Here is a 20,095-nt window from a genome sequence, read left to right as displayed (position 1 = left end):
GCCGCTTTAAGCGCTGAATTGCAGATTGTCGATGGCAAAGCCATTTTGATCACCGCCTGCGTCTGCAATTTGGAAGGAGTGCGTACCTGCGGGCGCAGTAAAGGTCACAATTCCGGTGGACTGGTTGCTTGCTGTGCTAAGAACGGCGCCGTTGATGTCACGAAATTCGACCACGGTGGAGGCTACCTGATCGAAGTATCCAGCTTGGAAGCTTAGTGAGGTTGCAGTCAGCTTCGTAGCAGGATTGCTGGGATCAACCAGTTCGGCAACGATCGGCCCCTGGAACTTGGGCGTGCCAGACAATACAGGTGAAGTTGGATTGGAGCTATCGGAGGTAATTTGCGCTGCCGGACTTGCGGGAAAATTGAAGCCTTTGTCTTGATACTGCGTGGTAATGGTAGTTCCAACCGGAAACTCACTGAATGTCAGTTGTGCGCTAGTTGATGTGCACTGTTGTGCGAAACCTGACCCAGCTACGCTCATTGTCATAGCGAGAAGCGAGATGCGGCTACGATTAATTGCAGTCATTTTCATCCATGTCCTTTGGTTGATTGGTCCTGATCTTGATCTTGAGCGGCGAGACGGCATCTACCTCCTTTAATGAGCAGAAAGATGACAGGCAAGGACGGCCTCGTCCTTGTGCGACGAAAGTAAGAGCGTCAGGTCTCTGGGCGCGTTATGTGCGTCATACAGTCCTTTGAACAGGCCGCTTTGCTGCGTCCTAGAGGTACTTCCTGTGTATGGCGTTCCGCCTCGTGCGGCGCCATATGTGCTGTATACGCCACCGCTGAGATCAGCGCAATACCCTACTCTGGCAGCTTACGAAGTTAGGGAAACTCTGGGGGAAAACGGAGAAAAGAAGCAAAAGAAGGGGGCGGAGGCAATTAAGCGAGCGATAACGGGGTCAGGTCCTTGGGTATCCCCAAGTTTTTACGGCACCAGCGTCGTCTGCGAGCGCTCTGCGTCGGGGAGTGTGCGCAAGCGTTCTAGCCAGCGTGAGACAGGTTCCATCGGCCAGCGTCTGACCAACGCCTCGCGGCCGACACGAAGCTTCGAATTGAGCTTGCGTGTGCTGTTGCGCGGCGATAGCCAGTGCGCGGCCGGTGGACTCGCAGCTCAGGCCTGCCTACCAGCCGGCGAAGGTCGCCAGCGTGTTGAGCAACAGCAGGATCTGCAGACGCTCACCGCGTCGGGTCAGGCTGTCTTCCATTGTCTGACCGTAGCGATGCGACTTCAGATCACGAAATGCCAGCTCGATCTGTATCCGTTGTGCGTGCAGGTTGACCAACTGCTTTGCGCTAGGCGCTGGCAGCTGTGGGGAGGCAACGATCAGCTATGGCTCGTGCCAATAAAAAGGCTCAGGTTCACGTGTTCGCTGTCTTGAGTCGCGCCCTGATACCTTGATCGTTGCGCTGCCCGCGTGGACGACACGACCTGCCAGTGGCCTATCGGGTGGGAGCAGGGGGCTGCGGTAGGAATAGGCAAGGGCTGGGGGCGCTATGGAGTAGCCTTGTAGCGGCAAGGCCGGCAGAGATTCCAAGAGCAATCATGACAATTGCGGCGTACTGTCGACGCGATCCAGTGTTCACTGATGTGGATGCCTCTGTGCAATGCGTGCTCCTGGTGAGCATGTCGAGCATTCGCGCTGCACTATCCCAATCATCGCCATGAACAAAAACTTGATGTAATTCATCAGCATCATTTATCTGGGAATAACGGGGTCAGGTTAACTTATCAATCGACGGTGTTCGGTTTGCGTGGCCGATGAGCGGGCCTGACGCCCGCAAAGCGGCGGGTCTTGGCTTCGACCATCGCGCGGGGGCGTCGTGGCCCAGAGCTCGCTGCTGCTGTAGATGAAGACCAATGCTAGCGAGCAGTTTGTCGGAGAGGGCTTCATCGAGCAGGGTACGGTAGGTGTTGGATCGCTTGATCGGGTCGCTTCCAAGCGCAAGCCAACAGGGATGTGGTGTCAATGCGGAGTGCCTGCGTTGGCTAGGTTGGCTGAGCAGCTGGACCAGCGATACGCCGCCGGGTTGTCGGTCAGACGAGCACGCACCGGATTGAGCTAAATGTAGCGATAGCAGCGAAGGACGTAGTCCGCACTGTCCACAAGACACGCTTTGTACCGCCCTTCCCATAGCGTACCAGTGCGCCCGTGGCGGCCATTGAACAATGCGACGTAGTGTCGTCCAAGCCGCTGCATCAGTTGCCCGCTCCGTCCCGCATCAGATGGCGTGACTAGCAAGTGCACATGGTTGTCCATCAAGACGTAAGCGTGCAACTGGCAGCCTGTGGCGTGCAAGGCCTCATGCATCAGGTGCAGATAGCGCAATCGATCGCCATCATCCAGAAAGCAGGGCAAGCGGTTGTTCCCACGCTGCACGATGTGCTGCGGGATGCCCGGAAGGTCGATACGCGGAAGTCTGGCCACCTGGCAGGACTCGCAGAAAGGCATTGGTGCTGATAGCGAGGAAGCCCTCCCGAAAGCTGAGGCCGTAGCCTGAAATTTGGGTAGGAAGTGAACCTGACCCCGTTAGCGCCGCCGTTAGCGCCGCAATAGGCAGGCGACGATCACCTCGGCTATGATCTGCCAGCCTTTCGAGCCACGCGCTCGGAACGAAGACCACTTGGGGATGGGTATGAAATTTCTGACACGGAATGTTGCGTTGCTCGCCATGGCTGCGTGCCTGGGTGGCTGCGGCAATCTCGGCAAAACGATGGAAGAACGCATTACCGATGCGATGCCGCCAGGGAGTGAGGTTCTCGCCGGCAAAGCTGGCCTGGATGCGACGGCGAAGATATTTGCGGCTGATGTTGCGGCGCTGGAATCCGAATATCAGTCAAGGTTGATACGTCGCGCTCGGGAATGCTCGGGGAGTTATGTGCCCTCTTTTCTCTCAAGCGCGCAGGATATCCGCTCTGCGCTGAGCGACAAGGCATGCTTTGTCCGTGCCGATGCGTCGCTCAGCCAATGGCTGGGAATGCGTCGAGCCAGCCTGCTAATCGCCGCTCCGCCGTTGCGCGCTGTCCCCAAATCTCCATTGCAGGTGCTGACGGCGCCTAGTTACATTGCAGATGCGGCATTCGCAACACGGGCTGGCGTCGCCTTGCTGCAACTTGCCGACAAGTACCTGGTGGTGGATATCGGTAGCGGTCAGGTCCTGGCAGAGAGGAATGGTCTCTTCACCTCGGCGACCTTATCACCAAACGGACGGGTGGTGATTTCCAGCAATAGCGAGGGGCGCGTGCAACTCAGTGACACCGAGTCCGGTGACGCGCTCGCGACCTTCTCGATGACGCCTTCGGGAATCCACCTTGTTGGGGATGTAGGTGTGATCTACACGCCACGAAACAACTCCGACCAAAAAATGGGTAACGCGGGGCCTGTGTTTCTGGATTTGGCCAGTGGAAATATGCAGTCGCTCCTTCTGTCATCGCCGGGCCTGCAGATGGTATATCCAGTGCCGGGCAAGCCACTACATTTTCTACTGATGGCGTGGAAAACCATTGCAGAAATCGAGCTGCACCGTGATGCTGAGGGATGGACTACGCGAATCCTTTCCGAACGCGAGATGCCGATCTCTGGATGGGGGCGCTCCAACCTTTCGTCCGATGAGACATTTGCTTTTTCTGTGGCCGGGGGGATCAAACGGATTGCGCTGCCATCACTGCAGGCGTCAAGTATTACGCTATCGCCGCTTATGGCGACGTCTGCAACGACTACGCCGGATCCCGATGCCCTTGTTATCACCGGTTATTTCACCAACGACCCGGAGGGCAGTCGGACATACATTTACTCGATCAGCAAACGCACGCTGGCTGTACTGGACGATGTTCCAGGAGTGGGTAGTCGCGTGCTCTACGTGCCCTCGTTACGCCGCAATGCCGTGATCGACAACGCGCAGATCAGGTTGGTGGAGAGGTTCCAGTCGCAGCCGCCCGTAGACGTGAATACCTATCTTGAGGTGCGGACACAGGCGATTGCCCAGTTGGTGGCTGCACGTAATGCACAACTGAACCAGTCATTGCTCCGGGCTGCTGAAGTAGAGCGGCATGCAGCAGGCAGGATTCCGATGACAACCGAGCAATTGCGCCTACTGCGCGCAGCGCTATTGCGATCTACTGCAACTAACAGCGCACGGGCGACGGCACCACGTTTGCCGCATGGAGAAATGGCTGAGCTTGGGCGAACCTCGCATATTGAAGCGGTCGGCGTTTACGAGGGGCGTAGAGAAACCAGTACGTCAGGGGCCGGCGCCCGCATCGGGACCGTGCAGGTGCGGGTACGACGTTCGAACAAGCCGATCATCCTGGTGCTGAGCTCGTATGAGTCTGTCCGCTGGATAGTGACGCTTGAGCCGGGCGCCAAGCTGGCAGCAGTGCTGACTAGTGGCTACTCGCAATCGCAAGTGTATGGAGCTGGCGCGGCGCGCATCCATCAGGTGGGAAACGCCTATTCCTACCAGCGAGGCGGCGATGGGTACACAGCGCTCGATGCAGAAGTCGTTGCGATGACCGGAAAATCGATTGAGAAATTCCAGGGCCGCTATACCGGTGAAATGTTCATGATCGGTATGTAATCAGTCCAGTACCTGAGAGCAAGGCAATGCCAAGTTGCCACACGCGTAACTTGTTGGACTCACGGCTTGGCTTGGCGAGAAACGAGGAATGCTGGCGGTGTAGGGACCGACTAAGCGTTTGGTTCCCGGCATATCGATGCATACCGCTAGGTCTGCCACTGCAGTCACAATGTCATGTGGCGGAAAGTGATGCGTAAGCGCCTATCCATCGATATCGACGAAACCTCCCGAACGCTGAGGCCGTAGCCTGAAATTTGCGTAGGGAGTTAACCTGACCCCGTTAGCGACCCCGTTAGCGCCCGATACCTTGATCGCTGCGTTGCCGGCGTCGACGACATGTCCACCAGTCGTCTATCGGGTGGGAGCATGGGGCTGCGGTAAGAATAGGCAAGGATTGGGGGCGCTATGGAGTAGCTTTGTAGCGGCAAGGCCGGCAGAGATTCCAAGAGCAATCATGATCACTGCGGCGTACTGGGGACGTGATCCGGGATTCACTGACGCGGGTGCCTCTTTGTGTTGCGTCCTCCTGGTAAGCATGTCGAGCTGTCGGGCTGCACTGTCCCAATCATTGCACTGAACCAAAACCTGATGCACTTCATCGCCATCATTTATCTGCACTCTGTAAAAGCGCCTGCTAGTCTCGTGCTCGATTCGAGATTCAGTGAGCATCAAAGTGAGCGAGTCGCAAAGTATCTTGTCCGTACCCGAGTAGAGGATTTCCATGGAGTGAACGCTCCCATTGGGCCGTGCAGAAAAACGCTGGCGGCTTGAGTGAATAGTGAGATAGGTAGCCGCATGACCGACTGAATGTTGCGGTTACGCATTTTATTGCTAAGACTAACGCGGTCAGGTTGACCTGACCCGCTAGCACAGACTTTAAAACTAAGGTGAAAATTTTTCTTCTGTATCCATGTAAACCAGCAAGACCTCTTCGCCCGCATAGGGCACGGTGACTTTCGGCATCCAAAGCTCGGCTGGTGGTATGACAGCTTTCGCCATCGCATCGCACCTAGCACTAAAGCCACATCTGCGGATGGCAATGCGCAAGACGCCGCGGTCACTTAAAAAGTCAACGCCGGGAGAATAAAATTGGCTTTCCGCTGGCATGCGATAGGTGATTTGGAGTGATGTGGATCCCAGCTTCGCAACTTTGACCGGCTGCACATCACTCTTCCTATAATCAGAGCGCATACTTACTTCTGCAGAAGCAGTAGAGATTGATAGCGAAAGTAATGCTGTCCCAAAGATGAGCCAATTTTTCATATTTAGGTTCATGCCAAGGTTTGGGATCCGTCTAGAAACGTTAGCACCTGCCATCTCGGAAAGCCAAAAGCTAACCTCAAACGCCGGAAGCGAGCTACTTGCAAAGTGTCTGAATACTTACGTGTTGTCTCTGCTAGGCTGGTCGAAAGGCTGCTATGACCAGGGTAATCAGACTTGCAGCCTTGGTGCATCCTGCTTTTGATTCTGCTCCTGAGCTTCAGCAGTCATCGCAAGCGCACGCGTCTGTTCGGCGGATTGCACGCGCGCTTGGCTTTGCTCAACCGAACTCTCCACTGCATCTGCCGTGCGCATTTGCTCACGGTGGTATACGGAGGTGGAGGGATCTCCCTGGACCAGAAAAACGTACTCGCCGGCCGCCGCCCGGGTACCCGCTTGGCCAAGCACCACGTTGTCTACACCTTCTAGACCCTGCTCTTTGGCAAGGGCATACAGGCTCCAGGTCATACGGTCACTTGCCGCATCGGGAACACGATTCAGCGAATGATCGATCCGATGTACGCCATCCTGGATTTGAGCAAACATGGGATCGCTAGGCGATGGAGCCTGTGCGCTGAGCTTGAAACCATCCGATGATCCACGCGACGGTGCGGCCGGATCCTGAGGTACCAATGGCTGCCCACTCGTAGGTGGCACGATTCTACGATCGTCCGCATCGAACCACTGCTTACCGTCAAACCTGTATCCGCTGCGTACCGATGCCGCGCCGACGTCCTGATAAAGGTCTTCCCCAAAATCCGGGGCGTTGACTGTCTCACCTTGTGCGTTCTTCGGCAGAACAGGTTGAACGCCGCTGGCCTTCAGCAAGTTGCTGACAACACCGTTGCTGTTGTTGTACAGCGGAGAATATTCTAGTTGTGCTTGATTGATCTGATCCCCAGCCTTCAGGGCAGACTCAAGTTTTGTGGATAACTCCTGGTCTGAACCGCTCCAGGCAACGATGCGCTCGTGGCGCTCGCCCGGTGCGGGCCAGTCTGGTGCGGTGACTGCCGCTTTCACGATGTTGCCCTTGGCATCCCTCGCAAGAGCCGGCTCGGAAGGATCCAACTGGTTTAAAAGTACTGGCTCGTAGTTGCCGTCTTGTTTTAGCCGGTACCCAATTTCATAAGGGGCAATGTAAGGAGCTGCTTCAACTCGAATGTGCCCAAACTTCTCCCAGCCAAGAACTGTGCTCTCGGCAAAGTTCGCCAGGTCATTCCCTTCGGCCCTGGTGTCTGGTCCCCCGCGTACTACAGTCTGGCTGCCATCGGACTTCTGAAAGAGCAGGTAAAGATGGCGGCGGTCACCAGCAACCTCGCTTGCACCAACCAAGATCATTGCCTTCTTCTGCTCATCCATGACTTATTCCCCAATATCCTGCGGAGCTCGATTCACCACCAGCTTGCTCAAGTAGATTCCGTCAGCAGAATGAAAGCCGACCATCCAGGTAACCGGCACAGCTGGCGCTGTCACCGATGGCGGCACCTCTTTCACGACAGGTGAAAGCGTGCACACCATCGATGCTTTGTAACCTGCGCCGGGAGAGCTCAGCGTTTGGCAGCGAAATCCAAGATCCTCAAGGTTCTTCTGCGCAGTCGTAAGCAGTGACCCGATAGGATTAGCGGCCTGAAGCTCTTGCCTCGCCTTGGAGACAGACTGCTGAGTATTAAAGCCGGCCCGTGAGTCTTGCTGCATGGCAGAGCACCCTGATATGAAGAAGAGACTAGCAGCTGCTAGCAATGCTAAAGAGCTAAGGTTGGCGTGAGGATTCGTTTGCATGACTTGACAGCTCCAACGCAATCACACAGATGGTCATCCATGCGTAGTTCGGTTGCAAGTATGCGCCCCAAGAGATAGCGGAGCTATGAAGTTACAGTGGCAGGTTGACCTGACCTGACCTAGCCTGGCCCCAATATTATGCGTCAGCTGCTATTACGTCTTTCTCTTTGCCCTTTAGCGCCATGTCGAGCAAGTACTCATAGGTCTGCAGCTTACCCCTAGCCGATGTGGCAACCCAGCAGATCATCCAGAAGAACAGCAGGAAAATCCCCACTATTGCTGTCAATTGAGACATCGCTAGAGGATTGCCACCAGCGCGCAGAACCAGAAAGAGCGACGCCGCAACCGGCAGAAGGCCTAGCTTGTCGATGCTTCCGGCCAATAGCGCAATGCGGCCCGCACGGCGTGTATGGCTGTAGCGAGCGTGATCCAGCATGATTTGCAAGGTAGCTGCCGGATACCCTTGCAGCCAGGTCACCTCCTGCATAAATTGCTCTAGCTGATGATCAGTGCGCATTGCTTGATCTAATGTCCATCGACGCAGATCACTCGCGATCCCGTAAATGCCGAGCAGCATCAGGACGCCCAATGCTACTAATGCAACCCGGAGGCCGGCGGTTGCTACCTTTACTAGCAACTGAGGCGGAACACTCGTGAAGCTGAGGAATGATGCAATCAGGGTCGAAGCGATTGCCAAAGCCATGACGATGCCTGCGCCGCGCACGAGGCGGCTTGGGCTGGCGGTATCTGCTGGAAACTCCGGTAGCGCGCTGAGGCGCTCTTCTAATGCCTTGAAAGTCAAGGGCACGACCGGTGCTACGCCGCTACTTTCCATGACGCCTGCCATCGTTGAGTGATACGGCAAGATTAGAGGTGTCTGATCTATACGGCCAGGTGGAAACGTTGGGACAGCACGAAAAATTTTCTCCTAGTGCGCCCGGTGCGTAGCGGGTCTGTGATCTTAAATATCTGAGCACACAGGCTGTGCGTCCGTGCCTTTTGGATCTGCCTTTTAAGAACAGATGGCGACAGTTGACATCGCGATCCGTGCGCTGCAATCTCCAAATCAAGGAGCGTCGAAACTCCTCACACAGCGGTGCCCACCTCCGTCAAACCGGTGGGTTTTTTGTGCCTGCATCCTGCAGGGACAAGCCGACGCAATGCCTGCGTCGGGAGGGCGGCTAATACAACACCCGCAAGGGGAATACGCCCGCCGGCTGTGTGCGGTTTCGAACCTCCCGACATCCCGTCGCCGTTGGCGGCGGTTCTTGGGTTGTTCCAGGATGGCGTTGCCATGTCTACCGCACCATCCATGCCGGCATCTGTGTCGGTTGATCTATTGCCAGCTTCTGCTCACCGCCTGCTGTTAGATGTAGGCGAGGTGCTGTGCCGGCGCGTCGCACGCGCGGCTGTTGAGAAGGCGAGCGTCCATTCCGCGCGTCCGCTGAGTTGCCAGCCCGCTGTGTTGCCGCACACCTTGCGCCGCCGGTTCGCACGCAAGGCCGTGGCATTGCAGCAGTGCGTCGCCGCATCCATCACCCGCCACCAGCCGGAGGCGCCATGACACGCCGCCGCCCACCCACGGCATCTGCCAGCGCACGGCCCGCACGCGGACGCGCCCCGCGCCGCCCAAGCGGATGCAGTGGGTTGTTGTGGAACCCGACCGCATCAAGCTGCCACCGATGCTGCCGCCCGACCCGGACGCTTCCCCGCAAGGCCCCGGAACGCTACGCGCACCCCGCCGCGCCCGCCGCCCGCGCCAATGCACCGTCAGCTACACCCATTACCCCGGCGCCCACGACCACGCCGGCGACCAGCACGTACCCCACGTCCGCCTCAGCGGCCTATGGCTGGAACAACTGGGCTTTGCCATCGGCACCAAGCTGCGCATCAACGCGAGCGAAGGACAACTGCTGATGGAGGTGTTGCCGCCGGTGAAGGTGCCGGCCAAGGCGCGTAGCGTGCGGCGATGATGCGGCAGCTGACATAAGCCTTGCGATTGACCTCGGTGCCGGATGCCACTAGCGTCGCAGCCACACCAGCGCACAACGGACGCTTCATGATCGCGCGCCCCCTCTACGCCTTGCTCGCCACCCTCGCTCTGGGCGCATGCGCCCACACCGCGGCCACCCCAGCACCGGCAACCGTCACGGAGACATCTGCCATGAGTTCCTCAGCCGATCACGTACCTGCAGATCCTTCCAAAGGTGGACCACGTACCGCGCAGGAAGCATTGGAGCGGGTACTGGAGCTGATTCGCACAAGTGCCAGTATTGAATCGTTCACTGCCGACCATGTGTCTCGAGCAATGGGCCAGTCGGTACAGCATCGCGATGATGGTTCCGGGCGGTTCGGTGCCAGCGGAGTGCTGACCCGAAACTGGAACTACGGGTTTGGTCTCAACAAAACCGAAATAAAGCGTGCATGGTTCGAGTTCCTGTTCCTGCCTAATCCGCCAGAAGCGTCTCCGTCTATGTCGGATATCTGCCAGATCGACTTCGAGGCATTTGCAGCGCACCTAGAGAAAATGGGTTTTTCGCGGCAGCGCAATCTTGTCGAGGATGGGCGATGGATGAGCGATATTTTTCAACGCCCAGGGATGCGCGTAGAGCTCTTCCCGCGTGGAGAGGCTGACAAACCTTCGGCGCGCACCACTCATCAGTGCGTCGAGTGGGTTCAAATTCGCTAGTCCAAGGAGCGGACATGTTGAGCCAAGAAGCAAGTCCCGTGGTGGCGTCATTGGGTCAGCAACCAGGTGTCACACGTGAGCATCTGGACAACTTCAACCGGGTCCTGAACGATTCGCCCGAGTTGACCCGCCAGATCAACGAGGCGGTGCAGAGAAAGGTGCTGAAAGGCTTCGCGCCGTTAAACGATCCGCATGCGGGAGGCACCTATGATCCACGCGATCAGGAAATTCACCTGCCGCTTGCAGCGCTGGTGAATGATGCCAACGGCAAGCATGCAGCAGCAGGCGATTTGACTTTCGTCTTGGGACATGAAATTCAGCATAGCCTTTACAGTCCCACTGCTGCGCTTGCGCGGGAACAGTTCAAAACAGAGGCAATAAAAATTGCCCGTAGCACGCACGATTACACTGCTGCTGGCGAGAAGCTGCTGGCCAGTAACCGTGCGGACGAAGCAACGGCCGAAATAGCCGGATGGAACGCTATCGTGAGCGCGGTCAAGAGTCGTAATCCTAATCCTACGCTTGAAGATGTGTACCTGTTTGCGGATGGTCGGGCCAGAGATTTCGTCACGCGCAGCGGTTATCCAGGCGTCTATACGCCCAAGGCAAACCTGACGTTCAATAGCGACCTGACGTTGTCGCCCACGGCGGGTAATGTCGAGGCAACGGGAGTGAATTACTTCGACAAATCGGTCAAGGACACCCGTATCGGTCATGCGGGCCAGTCCGACTACGTCAACCATTACGGTCCGTGGGTGGTCGGCACAGCCGCCATCTACGAGCGACACTACAACAAGTCAAAGCCCGGCGAGCCGGAGCAGCCAATGATCCTGGACATGCAGCGCCTGGGATTCAAAGAAGAAATTTTGGAGCACAACGGCATTGACCTGGGCAGCGACACCCGTCCCATGCCATACCTGGACAGTAGTACGCAGCCGCCAATCCCTGGGCTCTTCCAGCACAGCAAGGACACTCACCTGCACGTCTCGCCGATTTCTGCCCAGGCGCTGGAACAGGAGCTGCGAGAGCGCGACCCGCAGTCGCCACCTTCCCCGTCGCAGACGCCCTCACAGCCAGGCCACCCAGACCACGCGCTGTATCAGCAGATCAAAAGTGGTGTGATGCAGCTCGACGCCCAGCACGGCAAAGAGTGGGACGGGGCAAGCCAGCGTATGACCGCCAGCCTGCTTGCGTTGGCCAAAGAGGAAGGGCTGTCGCGGGTGGACCATGTAGTGCTCAACAATCCGACACCTCAATTGGCTGGCGGCGAAAAGGTCTTTGTCGTCCAGGGCGCCCTCAACGACCCGGCACACCAGCGCGCACACGTGCCGATGGTGGACGCCGTGCAGGCGCCAGAGAACCAGTCGTTCGATCGCCTGCAGGCAATCAACCAGACTCAGGCCCAGGCACGCGAACAGCAGCAGGCGCTGGAGCAGTCGCAGCAAGCCGTTACCCAGGCCGGCCCGTCGATCACGCGTTGAGGTTCAACAACGCAGGATGAAGTCTGGACGCCGCTCGCTATGCGCGTCAATGCACGCCAGTGTGCCGTCAGCTATACCCATTACCCCGACGACCAGCACGTGCCCCATGTCCGCCTCAGTGGCCTATGGCTGGAACAACTGGGCTTTGCCATCGGCACCAAGCTGCGCACCACTGCGAGCGCGGGGGGGGGGGATGGAGCTGCTGGTGTTGGCGGTTCCGGTGGAGCGGTTGTAGCGTCCAGCGAAAAGCGGAGTTAGCCGTGGAGAGGGGCAAGCGATACGATGCAGCATGTTAGCCGCAAGCAGCGGCCAAATGGCCTCATGCTCTTCGAAGCCTACTTCCGTCAAACGTCAGCTTAAAGCTTCACATTTTTAGGAGAGATACGGTGCCCATTGCAAACGATCGAGTGCGCTTTGCAGTTATGGCACTGGCCATTTGCCTGATTGTAGGCTGCAGAATGCAATCACCTCCCGCAAATACACCCATCGCAAAGGAGCAGTCAGGTATGCAATCCACAGTGCCATTCACGCGAAACTTGCCTTCGCACGACGGCGAAGAAATGGTGCTTGAGTTCGAGGTGCCTGCTCTGCCGGACGATACGCATCCGCCGATCTTTGTTGGTGTTCTACTAACTGGAAGTGACACCGACGCGGTGGCAGATGTCGCTGAGCGTCTAGTACGCGCTGACGTCGTTGCAGTCGTGCATCTGGAGCACACTGAGCAGGCCGGATCGGTCCCGGTGGAGCTGCTACGCAGCCAACGTGTTGGAAGAGAGCAAGAGAAGCCCGTCACGATCGCAGTAGACGGTATTGCGAAGGGATTGTTCGCGCTCAATGCAGATGTTGCGACAATGGAAAACGCCGGATTGCCCCCGAGGGATATGGTTTCAGAGGAACTTGCATTCGCTTACAGTACTTCCCTCCCGTCTGGTCGCTATCGTCTTCGTTTGCGCATTGATCAGAATCGGCAGGTTTTGGTGGACGCTAACGCGCAGCTGCTCATTGCTTACACTCACAAAGCAAAATAGGTGTGCATGACATGGATGATCACGGCAAGCGCTACACCGTCACCATTTACGTCGCTTCGGCAGGTACTCCGCTCTTGATCAGTGGCGGAAACTCAATGGCCGGCCACATGTATTACACAGTGAGTGATGGCGCGGAAGTTAATAGCTATGGATTTGCTCCCGCAAAGCACGGTGAGTCAAGTGGGCCAGGAAAGGTCTTCAAAGACGATGTCAGGAATTATAAAGATCCTTATTATTCGCGCACGATGGAGATCGATCAGTCGCAATACGAGAAGCTAAAAGAATTTGGCAGGTCGCCGGCGAAGCATAATTTTGATATGGAGTACGGCGGTGCTTCCAATAGCTGCATCGACTTCACTTGGGGCGCGCTGAACTATGCGGGATTGCACCGCACCACCAAGCAGGGGGTCGACAAGGATTTTGAGGGCGCGCTTAAGCCTGTAGGAAATGTTGATGACATCAAGAGCATCCATGCTCCGATGCCGAACAGTGACTTGAACAAAGAGCACAGCAATCCGAAGCCGCCTCAACTTTTCTGGCAGAAGGTGATTGGAGATGCGCAGGCGCCAGGGGATCAGAGATCTACAGGCGACGCTAACGCAACCGCCGCGAACCAACAGCCTCGTGACCCACTCCATCGCCAAGCCGAGGAGGCAGTTCGCCGCCTGGAGCAGAGCCTGGGCCGTGAATACGACGACAATAGTGCCCGGCTGGCTGCAAGCAGCGCATATCTTGCAAAAGAGAACGGGTTAACAAGGATCGATCATGTCGTGCTGAGCGAGAGCTATAAGTCGGTGCGACAGGGCGAGAACGTGTTCGTTGTAGAGGGGGCGTTGAACGATCCCGCACACAAGATGGCCCACATGAAGACCAACGACGCCATCGCACAGCCGGTTGAACAGTCCCTGGCGCAATTGCAGTCCTTGGGTGAGACGCAGCGGCAGCAACAGTCTCAGCAACAAGAGCAGCAACGCGACCAGTCGATCACTCCGCCGCCTCGGATGGTGTGAGAGCGCTGCATTATTTCTGCGGCTACTGAAAGTTCTGACAACTGTAAAAGATTCGAACCTCCCAACGTGTCGCCTCTGGCGGCGTCGCCTGAGCTTTTTTCAGTAAGACGCTGCCAACAGATGTGCGAGGCAACCGGGTGTGGAATCGCGTCTCCTTGACATGATCGTGCAGATCTATCCTGAGTTCTCAATCTCGGCGTCCGCGCTCACTGGAGAGGTACTGTGCTCACTGCATATCATCGAATGCGTTCTTTGCTTGCGGTAGTGATGATGTGTCTGCTTGCCGGGTGCGGCAAGCAATCGCCGCCTACAAGCGCACTTATCACGAAGGAGCAAGCAGAGGCGCGATCGACGGTGCCGTTGGTGCGAAGCTTGGCCCCCGACGACGATGGGCCGATGGAACTGGAGTTCGATGTGCCCGCACAGGCTGACGATGCGGAGCCGCCGATCTTTATCGGCGTTCGATTTACTGCCAGTGATCCGGATGCGTTGGCCGATGTTGCCGATCGGCTAATAAGCTCCAATATTCTGGCCTTTGTACATCTCGAGCGTATGCAAAAGGTCGGATCGACCAGTGTGCCACTCGAAATTAGTAGGCGGATAGGATGGGGGCAGGTGGCGCCTGCCGCTCTGGGTGCAGATGGTATTGCGCCTGGTTTATTCGCACTCGATGCAGATGTTACGACGATGCAGGATGCTGGGCTGTCTTCTGCGGCGACAGTCTCCCGAGAGCTTGCATTTTCCTATAACAGCTCACTCAAGGCAGGGCATTACCGGCTTAAGTTGCGTATCGAGAAGAACCGTGATGCGCTAGTGAAGGCGAATGCGCAGATCTTGATTGCTTACCCGCATAAAGGGAAGTAACTGCGGAAAAATTCCGACCATCGGTGAGTTATGACTGCCCTACTGGCAGTGCCTGACATCAGCATCGCTGATACGGCTGTCCACAGAGCAGTGCGGTTTTACCGCAACGCCGCACGCACCGTCTGCAACGAGGTGGCAAACAGGTCGACGGCGCGCTTGCCATCGTTGTCCTTGATGGTCTTGTCGGCACCCCTGGCCAGGACGAGCGCGTAGTTGGGCGCGCTCTCATCGTTGCTTTCCTGTTCGGCGGCATAGTGCAGCAGGGTGCGGCCCCTGGCGTCGCGGGCGTTGATGTCGATCCCCAGGCTCAGCAGAAAATCGAGAAAGGCCACTTCCTTCGGAAAGGTATGGCGCGGTAGCCAGTGACGGGCGGTGAGGTTATGCAACAGGGTTTGTTGGCCCGGTTGCAGGGCCAGCGGGTCCAGCCCCTTGCTCATGATCAGGCGCACCAGGTCCGGCTGGAAGCAATAGGCCAGCGACGAACGGCCATCGGCGTCGTTGCGGGTGGCGTCCGCGCCCAGTTCCAGCAGCGCGGTGATGGGGCTGTCGCCGTCGAGCGTGTGGGAGAGCAGCGCCGACTGCAGCGGTGTGTAGTGCAGCGAGTCGTCGGTGTTCTGTGCGATGGCCTGCGCGTTGATGTCGGCGCCGCCGGCGACCAGCACGCGCACCTTTTCGCCGGTGCTGGCGGTGTGCAGCGGCGTGGTGCCGTGGATGTCGCGTGCGTTGGGATCGGCACCGTGTGCCAGCAGCACGCGTGCGGTGGCCACGCCGCCCCAGCCGAGCATGGTGGTGCCGTTGTCCCAGCGTGCGTCCGGGTCGGCGCCGGCGTCCAGCAGCGCTTCCAGCATGTCCAGATAGTCCTGCAGGCTGAGGTGGTTGCGCAGCTTGCTGTCGACGTCTTTCACCGCTTCCTGGCTGGCCTGTTGCAGGGCGCGCTTGGCGGCGCGATAGCGTTCGCGCGTCTCTGCGTCCTTGGCGTGCGCGATCATGCCATCCAGTGAGTCGAGGCTGCCGACACTGTGGCTGTCGATCAGGTACTGGCGATACTGCGCGCGCGTCATTGCGGCGATCGGCCCGCGGGTGACCACCAGGTCGTGCAGCGGCCAGTAACGCTGATTGGCCCAGCCGTTGACGCGTGCGCCGTGCGTGATGAGCCAGTGCACGGTGGCCAGCGTGCTGTGTTTGACCGCGGTATTGAGCGGCAGCAGCCGTGTGTTGAGCGTTGCGCCGGCCTTGAGCAGGCGCTCGATCATGGCCGTGTTGTCGTGCCGGGTGGCGTAATTGATGGCGGTGGAAAACTCCTGGTCGGATGCGGTGTGTTCCATCAGCCAGTCGCTGTCCGGCGTGCAGTCGGGGACGGCGCCTGCCAGCAATGCTGCCTCAACGCCGACGAGTGAATTGGCGCGTGCGGCGTCCAGCAATGCGCGATCGGCCGCGCTGCGCTCCACGATCGGCAGCGGCGGCGTATCGGGGCCGGGTTGCGCCGGGTCGCGTTGCAGCCAGGCCAGCCACGCCTTTGAGCCCTCGTTGCCGGCATCCAGGTAGAAGGTGTCGTCTTTCTGGCCATTGCCGAAGCGCATCCACGAGGCCCATTCGGTGCCGGCCATGCCTAGCGCCGACATCTGGGTGATGAAGCTGAAGAAGTCCGGCGCCAGCGCCAGGCCGTGCAGCATCTCCAGCTCGTGCGAGAAATAGCGCACCGGTTGCCTGGCCGGATCCGCATGCGTGGTGTCGATGGTCAGCCAGTCGCCGTTGATGAGGCTGTAGAAAGCGAACTGGTGTTCCCACAGTGCAGGACTGTTGGGTGCCTCGGACAGATCGCGCGTGGCCAGCTCCTGCTTCCAGTCCAGAAACACGGGCAGGGCCATCGTGTCGATATGGGTAAGGCTCCACACCGCGTCGCGGTTGCAGCTCATCGACGGCAGGTCTTGCTGTTCCATCGCGCGCAGGTGCGAGGGCACAGACCAGCCAAAGCTCACTTGCGCCGACAGCTCGCGCAGGACATGGCGCAGTTGGGCGGGGATCGGCAGGCGGTGACGGCGTTCGAGCGATAGCAGCTGGCGTTCGGTTGCAGGCGGGGCGATCCGCAACGGCGTCACCTGCCAACGGCGCTTGCGGGCGATGGCTTCCATCCAGCGCCATTTCGCTTGCCAGTGCGTCCAGCGCGTCTGCAGGGTGGTGTCCTGCGTGGTGCAGGCGCCGAGCACGCCCGCTGTGGCCAGGGCGACGAGGCCGGCTTCGAGAAACTGACGACGGGTGACCTTGCTCAGGTGCGGTTCCTCGCGGAAGGCGAAAAAGACAGCTGCGTGCAGGGTAAAGGATAACCCGCGAGGCGATCGGTGCCCGGCGGCAGGCAACGTGTACGCGACACACCAGGGCGCGACGCCGGAATGCCTGCAGCGCAGACCTTGCGCTCTGTTGCCCGGGCTCGATAATCGGCACGACACCGTGCGGCGGCTGCGATACGTGCTGCCTGCAGCCAGATGTGGCTGAACTGCATCGGTGCGGGAGCGACGTCAATCCACGGAGGATGCAGATGCAATCGACATCGCAGATGGAAGACAGGTTCACCGCGGCCACACGGCTGTATGTCCTGCTGGCGCGGGACGCACGCACCGGGGTGATCTTCCGGCGTGGGCCCAGCAAGCAGGTACAGCTGATCCGCTGGGACTTGCGCACGGACACGTTCGAGCACGGGCAGTGGTTCAAGGGCCGCATCTACGAGCGGCGTTGCGACCTGTCGCCGTCGGGGCGGCTGTTGGTGTATTTCGCGGCCAAGCACAAGGGCGATTTCGGAACCTGGACCGCGCTGTCGCGCCCACCGTTCTTCACCGCGCTGGCGCTCTGGCCCAAAGGGGATGCGTGGGGCGGTGGTGGCATGTTTGAAGACGAGCAGACGCTGCTGTTGAATCATCGCCCACAGGCAGGCCGGGAGCCGTTCCCGCTGCCGACCGGCTTCGGTCTGAAGCACGGGATGACGGTGCGGCCGTTCGGGCAATGGTCCGGCGGTGGCGAAGACGAGCCGATCGACAGCATGCTGCGGCAGCGCGCTGGCTGGCGAACGCTCGACGGCGGTGAGGGCGAATGCGGCGGTTTGCGAAGCGGCGTGCTCTACGGCTTCACGCGCCCACGCGTGTGGGAGAAGGACGGCAGTGGCGGGCGTCGGCTGCAATCGCTATTGCATGCCGTGGGGCGCCAGAACGATGCGTGGTATGCGATGGATCATCGCGTGCTGGATCGCGACGGCGCCGTGCTGGTGGAGTTGCCCGGCACCGACTGGGCCGACTGGGATGGCGGCGACCTGGTGTTCGCGCGGGGCGGCTGCCTGTATCGATTGTGCAAAAGCGATTTCCGGCGCTATTCCGAGCAGGGTGAGCAGGCGGCTCGGCTGCTGCATGACTTCAGCAAAGCGCGGTTTGCGCCGGTGGCACCCACAGCGGAGGCGCTACGCTATTGAGGGGCTGTGCGCGATGCCTGTGCGCTGCCGGCATTGCAAGCGGACAAGGCCTTGGAATGCGGCGCCGCGTTGCCTGCGCGGCGCCGCGGCTTGCGGCAGCAAAAGGTCGAGCTGCAGGCCTCGGTACACGGCGTCGCCGCGCCAGCCGCGTATCGGCGGCGTGGTGCGGCAATCAGGCGCCATCGTTTGCGCGCAGGTGATCGAGCAGCAGCGGGTGCAGCAGCGGTGGCATGGGAGCAGTGCCTGCCCCGTGCTCCCACTGCTGCAGGAATGGCGCCAGCCATTGGCGATGCCAGACAGTTGGACGGGCGCGTGCGGCCAGCCGCTGGCGCAACTGTTCGACATGTGCGTTGGCACGTGTCTGTTCGCCGAACTCCAGGTGGAAGAACACGAATACCAGCAGCACGCTGTCCGGGCTGGCGAATATCACCTCGGGCGGCACCACGCCGTTGTCGTCGCCGTGTTCCAGCAGCTGCAGCCAGGTGTCGGCGGAGCGTTGGAACCAGGGGCCGGCCAGCTGATCGGTGATGCGGCTGAAGAAGTGCACATCCAGTGCGGGCAGTGCCGTCGCCAGACGGGCCAGGGCAGCGCTCAGCACGGCGTCGCTGTGAGCTGGATTCAGTGCCCAGCCGCCGTAGTCGCCTACGTCCGCGCTGTCCAGGACCTGCTTGCCCAGGAAGGTGGTCGCATCAGCCACGCAATGCAGGTCATGCAGCTGGGTGGTCGCCGCGCGCTGCTGCCAGGCCAGCAGGCGGGCATGCTGCAGCCCCGCCTGGACCATCAGCTCGCCCAGGTTCGGGTCATAGCTGGCCCACAGACACTGACGGCTGCCGTCGTGGTCGCGGATCCATTGCCAACGATGGCTCGCTTCAACCGTGACAGCAGACCAGCCAGCAGCGCGCAGCGATGTGCCCAGGTGTTGCTCCACCAGTTGCGGGAGCAGCTCGCGCAGACGCACCTGCTGACGTCGGGCCTTGTCGCGCGCAGTGCGTAACGCCGCAGGCGTGCGCTTGGGCTGCAGGAAAAACCGCAGACCCATCTCGCGCTCGATCTCACCGGAGGTGCCGCTGTCGGCCAGCCGCGGTACGGCCAGGTCCTCGGGCGCGCCACGGCGAGGCTTGAGCCCACGGAGTGCGGCCAGCGCACGGATGGCGCGCAGGGTGTCGGAAGCGAGCAGGCCGTCCAGGGTGGGGGCGATACCGTCGGCGGCGTCGAAGGTCTCGTCCAGCCAGCCGTTGACCAACAGGCCGTAGCAGTCGGTGAACAACGCGATGTCATCGGCCTGGTGGGCGAGGTCGAGAACGTCGCCGAACACTTCTGCCAGCGGTAGCGTGTGGCCGGTGTCTGGTCGGCGGTAGACCACGCGTGCCTGGTCTTGCCATTGCAGATAGACCTCTCCCTGTGCGCCCTCCAGCCAACCGGGCGCTTCGGCGGCCAGGGCCTGCGCGCGCAGGGTCGCATCGTCGATCTCCTCGACCGCCGTACGCACCAGCACGCCATGGCGCAGTAGCTCGGTGTGCACGCGGAACCAGGTCAGGCCGGTGTCGTAGCGCGCCTGCAGCCCCAGCAGGCTACGCATGAGCGCTGCCTTGTGCGTGCGACTCAAGCTGCCGCGATCGACCAGCTGGACGCAGCGCTCGATCAACTCCTCGATAGCGTGTTGTGACATCCGTGCCTCCTGTGCGTCAGTGGTCAACGTGCGGGCATCATCATGCCAGTGGTCCGGGCGACCGCGTGAGCGGGAAAGGTCGCGGGCGGGAGCCGTGCCGCCTGGCGCGGATCCGCTGCCTGTTCGTGCGCTGCTGCGCACTTTTCATCTCAAGCCATCATCTGTGATCAAGAACCGGCACATCGCGCCGCTATCGCAAGCTCAATGGAATCGTCGGATTGCGATAGTGGAGAGTGCGTTGAACGTATTGCGTGGCTTAGTGATCTTGTCTCTGGTGT

15 protein-coding genes and 3 pseudogenes are annotated in these 20,095 nt (G+C 59.5%); 9 read left to right on the top strand and 9 right to left on the bottom strand.

Annotated elements, in window-relative coordinates:
* Window positions 1–6: 6 nt before the first annotated feature.
* The 3 genes and pseudogenes from XpruCFBP8353_RS24255 to XpruCFBP8353_RS24250 all read right to left on the bottom strand — a co-directional run bounded on the left by XpruCFBP8353_RS24255 (window position 7) and on the right by XpruCFBP8353_RS24250 (window position 2,455).
* Window positions 7–534, bottom strand: coding sequence for a hypothetical protein (locus tag XpruCFBP8353_RS24255; RefSeq protein WP_243391079.1), 528 nt, complete (start codon window positions 532–534; stop codon window positions 7–9).
* A 396-nt stretch (window positions 535–930) separates the two neighbouring features.
* Window positions 931–1,333 (bottom strand): annotated as a pseudogene (locus tag XpruCFBP8353_RS08615) (transposase); the annotation flags it as partial.
* A gap of 732 nt (window positions 1,334–2,065) precedes the next feature.
* Window positions 2,066–2,455 (bottom strand): transposase, encoded by a 390-nt coding sequence (locus tag XpruCFBP8353_RS24250; RefSeq protein ID WP_243391078.1) that lies wholly within the window; start codon window positions 2,453–2,455, stop codon window positions 2,066–2,068.
* Window positions 2,456–2,639: 184 nt separating this feature from the next.
* Between XpruCFBP8353_RS24250 and XpruCFBP8353_RS08605 the strand changes: the two genes are divergently transcribed.
* On the top strand, window positions 2,640–4,580 hold the full coding sequence (locus XpruCFBP8353_RS08605; RefSeq protein WP_133125632.1) for a WD40 repeat domain-containing protein: 1,941 nt from the start codon (window positions 2,640–2,642) through the stop codon (window positions 4,578–4,580).
* 882 nt (window positions 4,581–5,462) lie between these two features.
* Here XpruCFBP8353_RS08605 and XpruCFBP8353_RS08595 read toward each other — a convergent pair.
* From XpruCFBP8353_RS08595 to XpruCFBP8353_RS08580, 4 genes are all read right to left on the bottom strand, one after another.
* Window positions 5,463–5,843 (bottom strand): hypothetical protein, encoded by a 381-nt coding sequence (locus XpruCFBP8353_RS08595; protein WP_243391077.1) that lies wholly within the window; start codon window positions 5,841–5,843, stop codon window positions 5,463–5,465.
* Between the two features lie 168 nt (window positions 5,844–6,011).
* Entirely contained in the window at window positions 6,012–7,199 is a 1,188-nt protein-coding gene (locus tag XpruCFBP8353_RS08590; protein WP_101362844.1) for an XVIPCD domain-containing protein, read from the bottom strand.
* A gap of 3 nt (window positions 7,200–7,202) precedes the next feature.
* Window positions 7,203–7,535, bottom strand: coding sequence for a hypothetical protein (locus tag XpruCFBP8353_RS08585; RefSeq protein ID WP_243391076.1), 333 nt, complete (start codon window positions 7,533–7,535; stop codon window positions 7,203–7,205).
* Between the two features lie 220 nt (window positions 7,536–7,755).
* Window positions 7,756–8,454 (bottom strand): hypothetical protein, encoded by a 699-nt coding sequence (locus tag XpruCFBP8353_RS08580; protein WP_244298147.1) that lies wholly within the window; start codon window positions 8,452–8,454, stop codon window positions 7,756–7,758.
* A gap of 725 nt (window positions 8,455–9,179) precedes the next feature.
* On the opposite strand from XpruCFBP8353_RS08580, the pseudogene XpruCFBP8353_RS08565 reads away from it, so the two are divergent.
* The 7 genes and pseudogenes from XpruCFBP8353_RS08565 to XpruCFBP8353_RS08535 all read left to right on the top strand — a co-directional run bounded on the left by XpruCFBP8353_RS08565 (window position 9,180) and on the right by XpruCFBP8353_RS08535 (window position 14,691).
* A pseudogene (locus tag XpruCFBP8353_RS08565) lies at window positions 9,180–9,592 on the top strand (SymE family type I addiction module toxin).
* A gap of 86 nt (window positions 9,593–9,678) precedes the next feature.
* Complete coding sequence (locus XpruCFBP8353_RS24090; RefSeq protein WP_101362841.1) at window positions 9,679–10,308, top strand: hypothetical protein; 630 nt, start codon at window positions 9,679–9,681, stop codon at window positions 10,306–10,308.
* Window positions 10,309–10,322: 14 nt separating this feature from the next.
* Entirely contained in the window at window positions 10,323–11,789 is a 1,467-nt protein-coding gene (locus XpruCFBP8353_RS08555; RefSeq protein ID WP_207759603.1) for an XVIPCD domain-containing protein, read from the top strand.
* Window positions 11,790–11,843: 54 nt separating this feature from the next.
* Window positions 11,844–12,047: pseudogene (locus XpruCFBP8353_RS08550) on the top strand (SymE family type I addiction module toxin); the annotation flags it as partial.
* 248 nt (window positions 12,048–12,295) lie between these two features.
* Window positions 12,296–12,817, top strand: coding sequence for a hypothetical protein (locus XpruCFBP8353_RS08545; RefSeq protein ID WP_243391073.1), 522 nt, complete (start codon window positions 12,296–12,298; stop codon window positions 12,815–12,817).
* A gap of 107 nt (window positions 12,818–12,924) precedes the next feature.
* Window positions 12,925–13,827, top strand: coding sequence for an XVIPCD domain-containing protein (locus tag XpruCFBP8353_RS08540; RefSeq protein ID WP_162301008.1), 903 nt, complete (start codon window positions 12,925–12,927; stop codon window positions 13,825–13,827).
* Window positions 13,828–14,070: 243 nt separating this feature from the next.
* A complete protein-coding gene (locus XpruCFBP8353_RS08535; RefSeq protein ID WP_243391072.1) occupies window positions 14,071–14,691 on the top strand; it encodes a hypothetical protein in 621 nt (206 codons plus the stop codon).
* 98 nt (window positions 14,692–14,789) lie between these two features.
* Here XpruCFBP8353_RS08535 and XpruCFBP8353_RS08530 read toward each other — a convergent pair whose 3' ends face one another.
* Window positions 14,790–17,048: an ankyrin repeat domain-containing protein gene (locus tag XpruCFBP8353_RS08530; RefSeq protein WP_101362838.1), complete on the bottom strand. Its 2,259-nt coding sequence runs from the start codon at window positions 17,046–17,048 to the stop codon at window positions 14,790–14,792.
* Window positions 17,049–17,227: 179 nt separating this feature from the next.
* On the opposite strand from XpruCFBP8353_RS08530, the gene XpruCFBP8353_RS08525 reads away from it, so the two are divergent.
* Window positions 17,228–18,148: a hypothetical protein gene (locus XpruCFBP8353_RS08525; RefSeq protein WP_243391071.1), complete on the top strand. Its 921-nt coding sequence runs from the start codon at window positions 17,228–17,230 to the stop codon at window positions 18,146–18,148.
* A 172-nt stretch (window positions 18,149–18,320) separates the two neighbouring features.
* On the opposite strand, the gene XpruCFBP8353_RS08520 is transcribed toward XpruCFBP8353_RS08525, so the two are convergent.
* Window positions 18,321–19,817: a hypothetical protein gene (locus XpruCFBP8353_RS08520; RefSeq protein WP_101362837.1), complete on the bottom strand. Its 1,497-nt coding sequence runs from the start codon at window positions 19,815–19,817 to the stop codon at window positions 18,321–18,323.
* Between the last annotated feature and the right edge of the window lie 278 nt (window positions 19,818–20,095).

Source organism: Xanthomonas prunicola (assembly GCF_002846205.1).
Taxonomy (GTDB): domain Bacteria; phylum Pseudomonadota; class Gammaproteobacteria; order Xanthomonadales; family Xanthomonadaceae; genus Xanthomonas; species Xanthomonas prunicola.
This window is presented reverse-complemented; position numbering and strand designations above follow the sequence as displayed.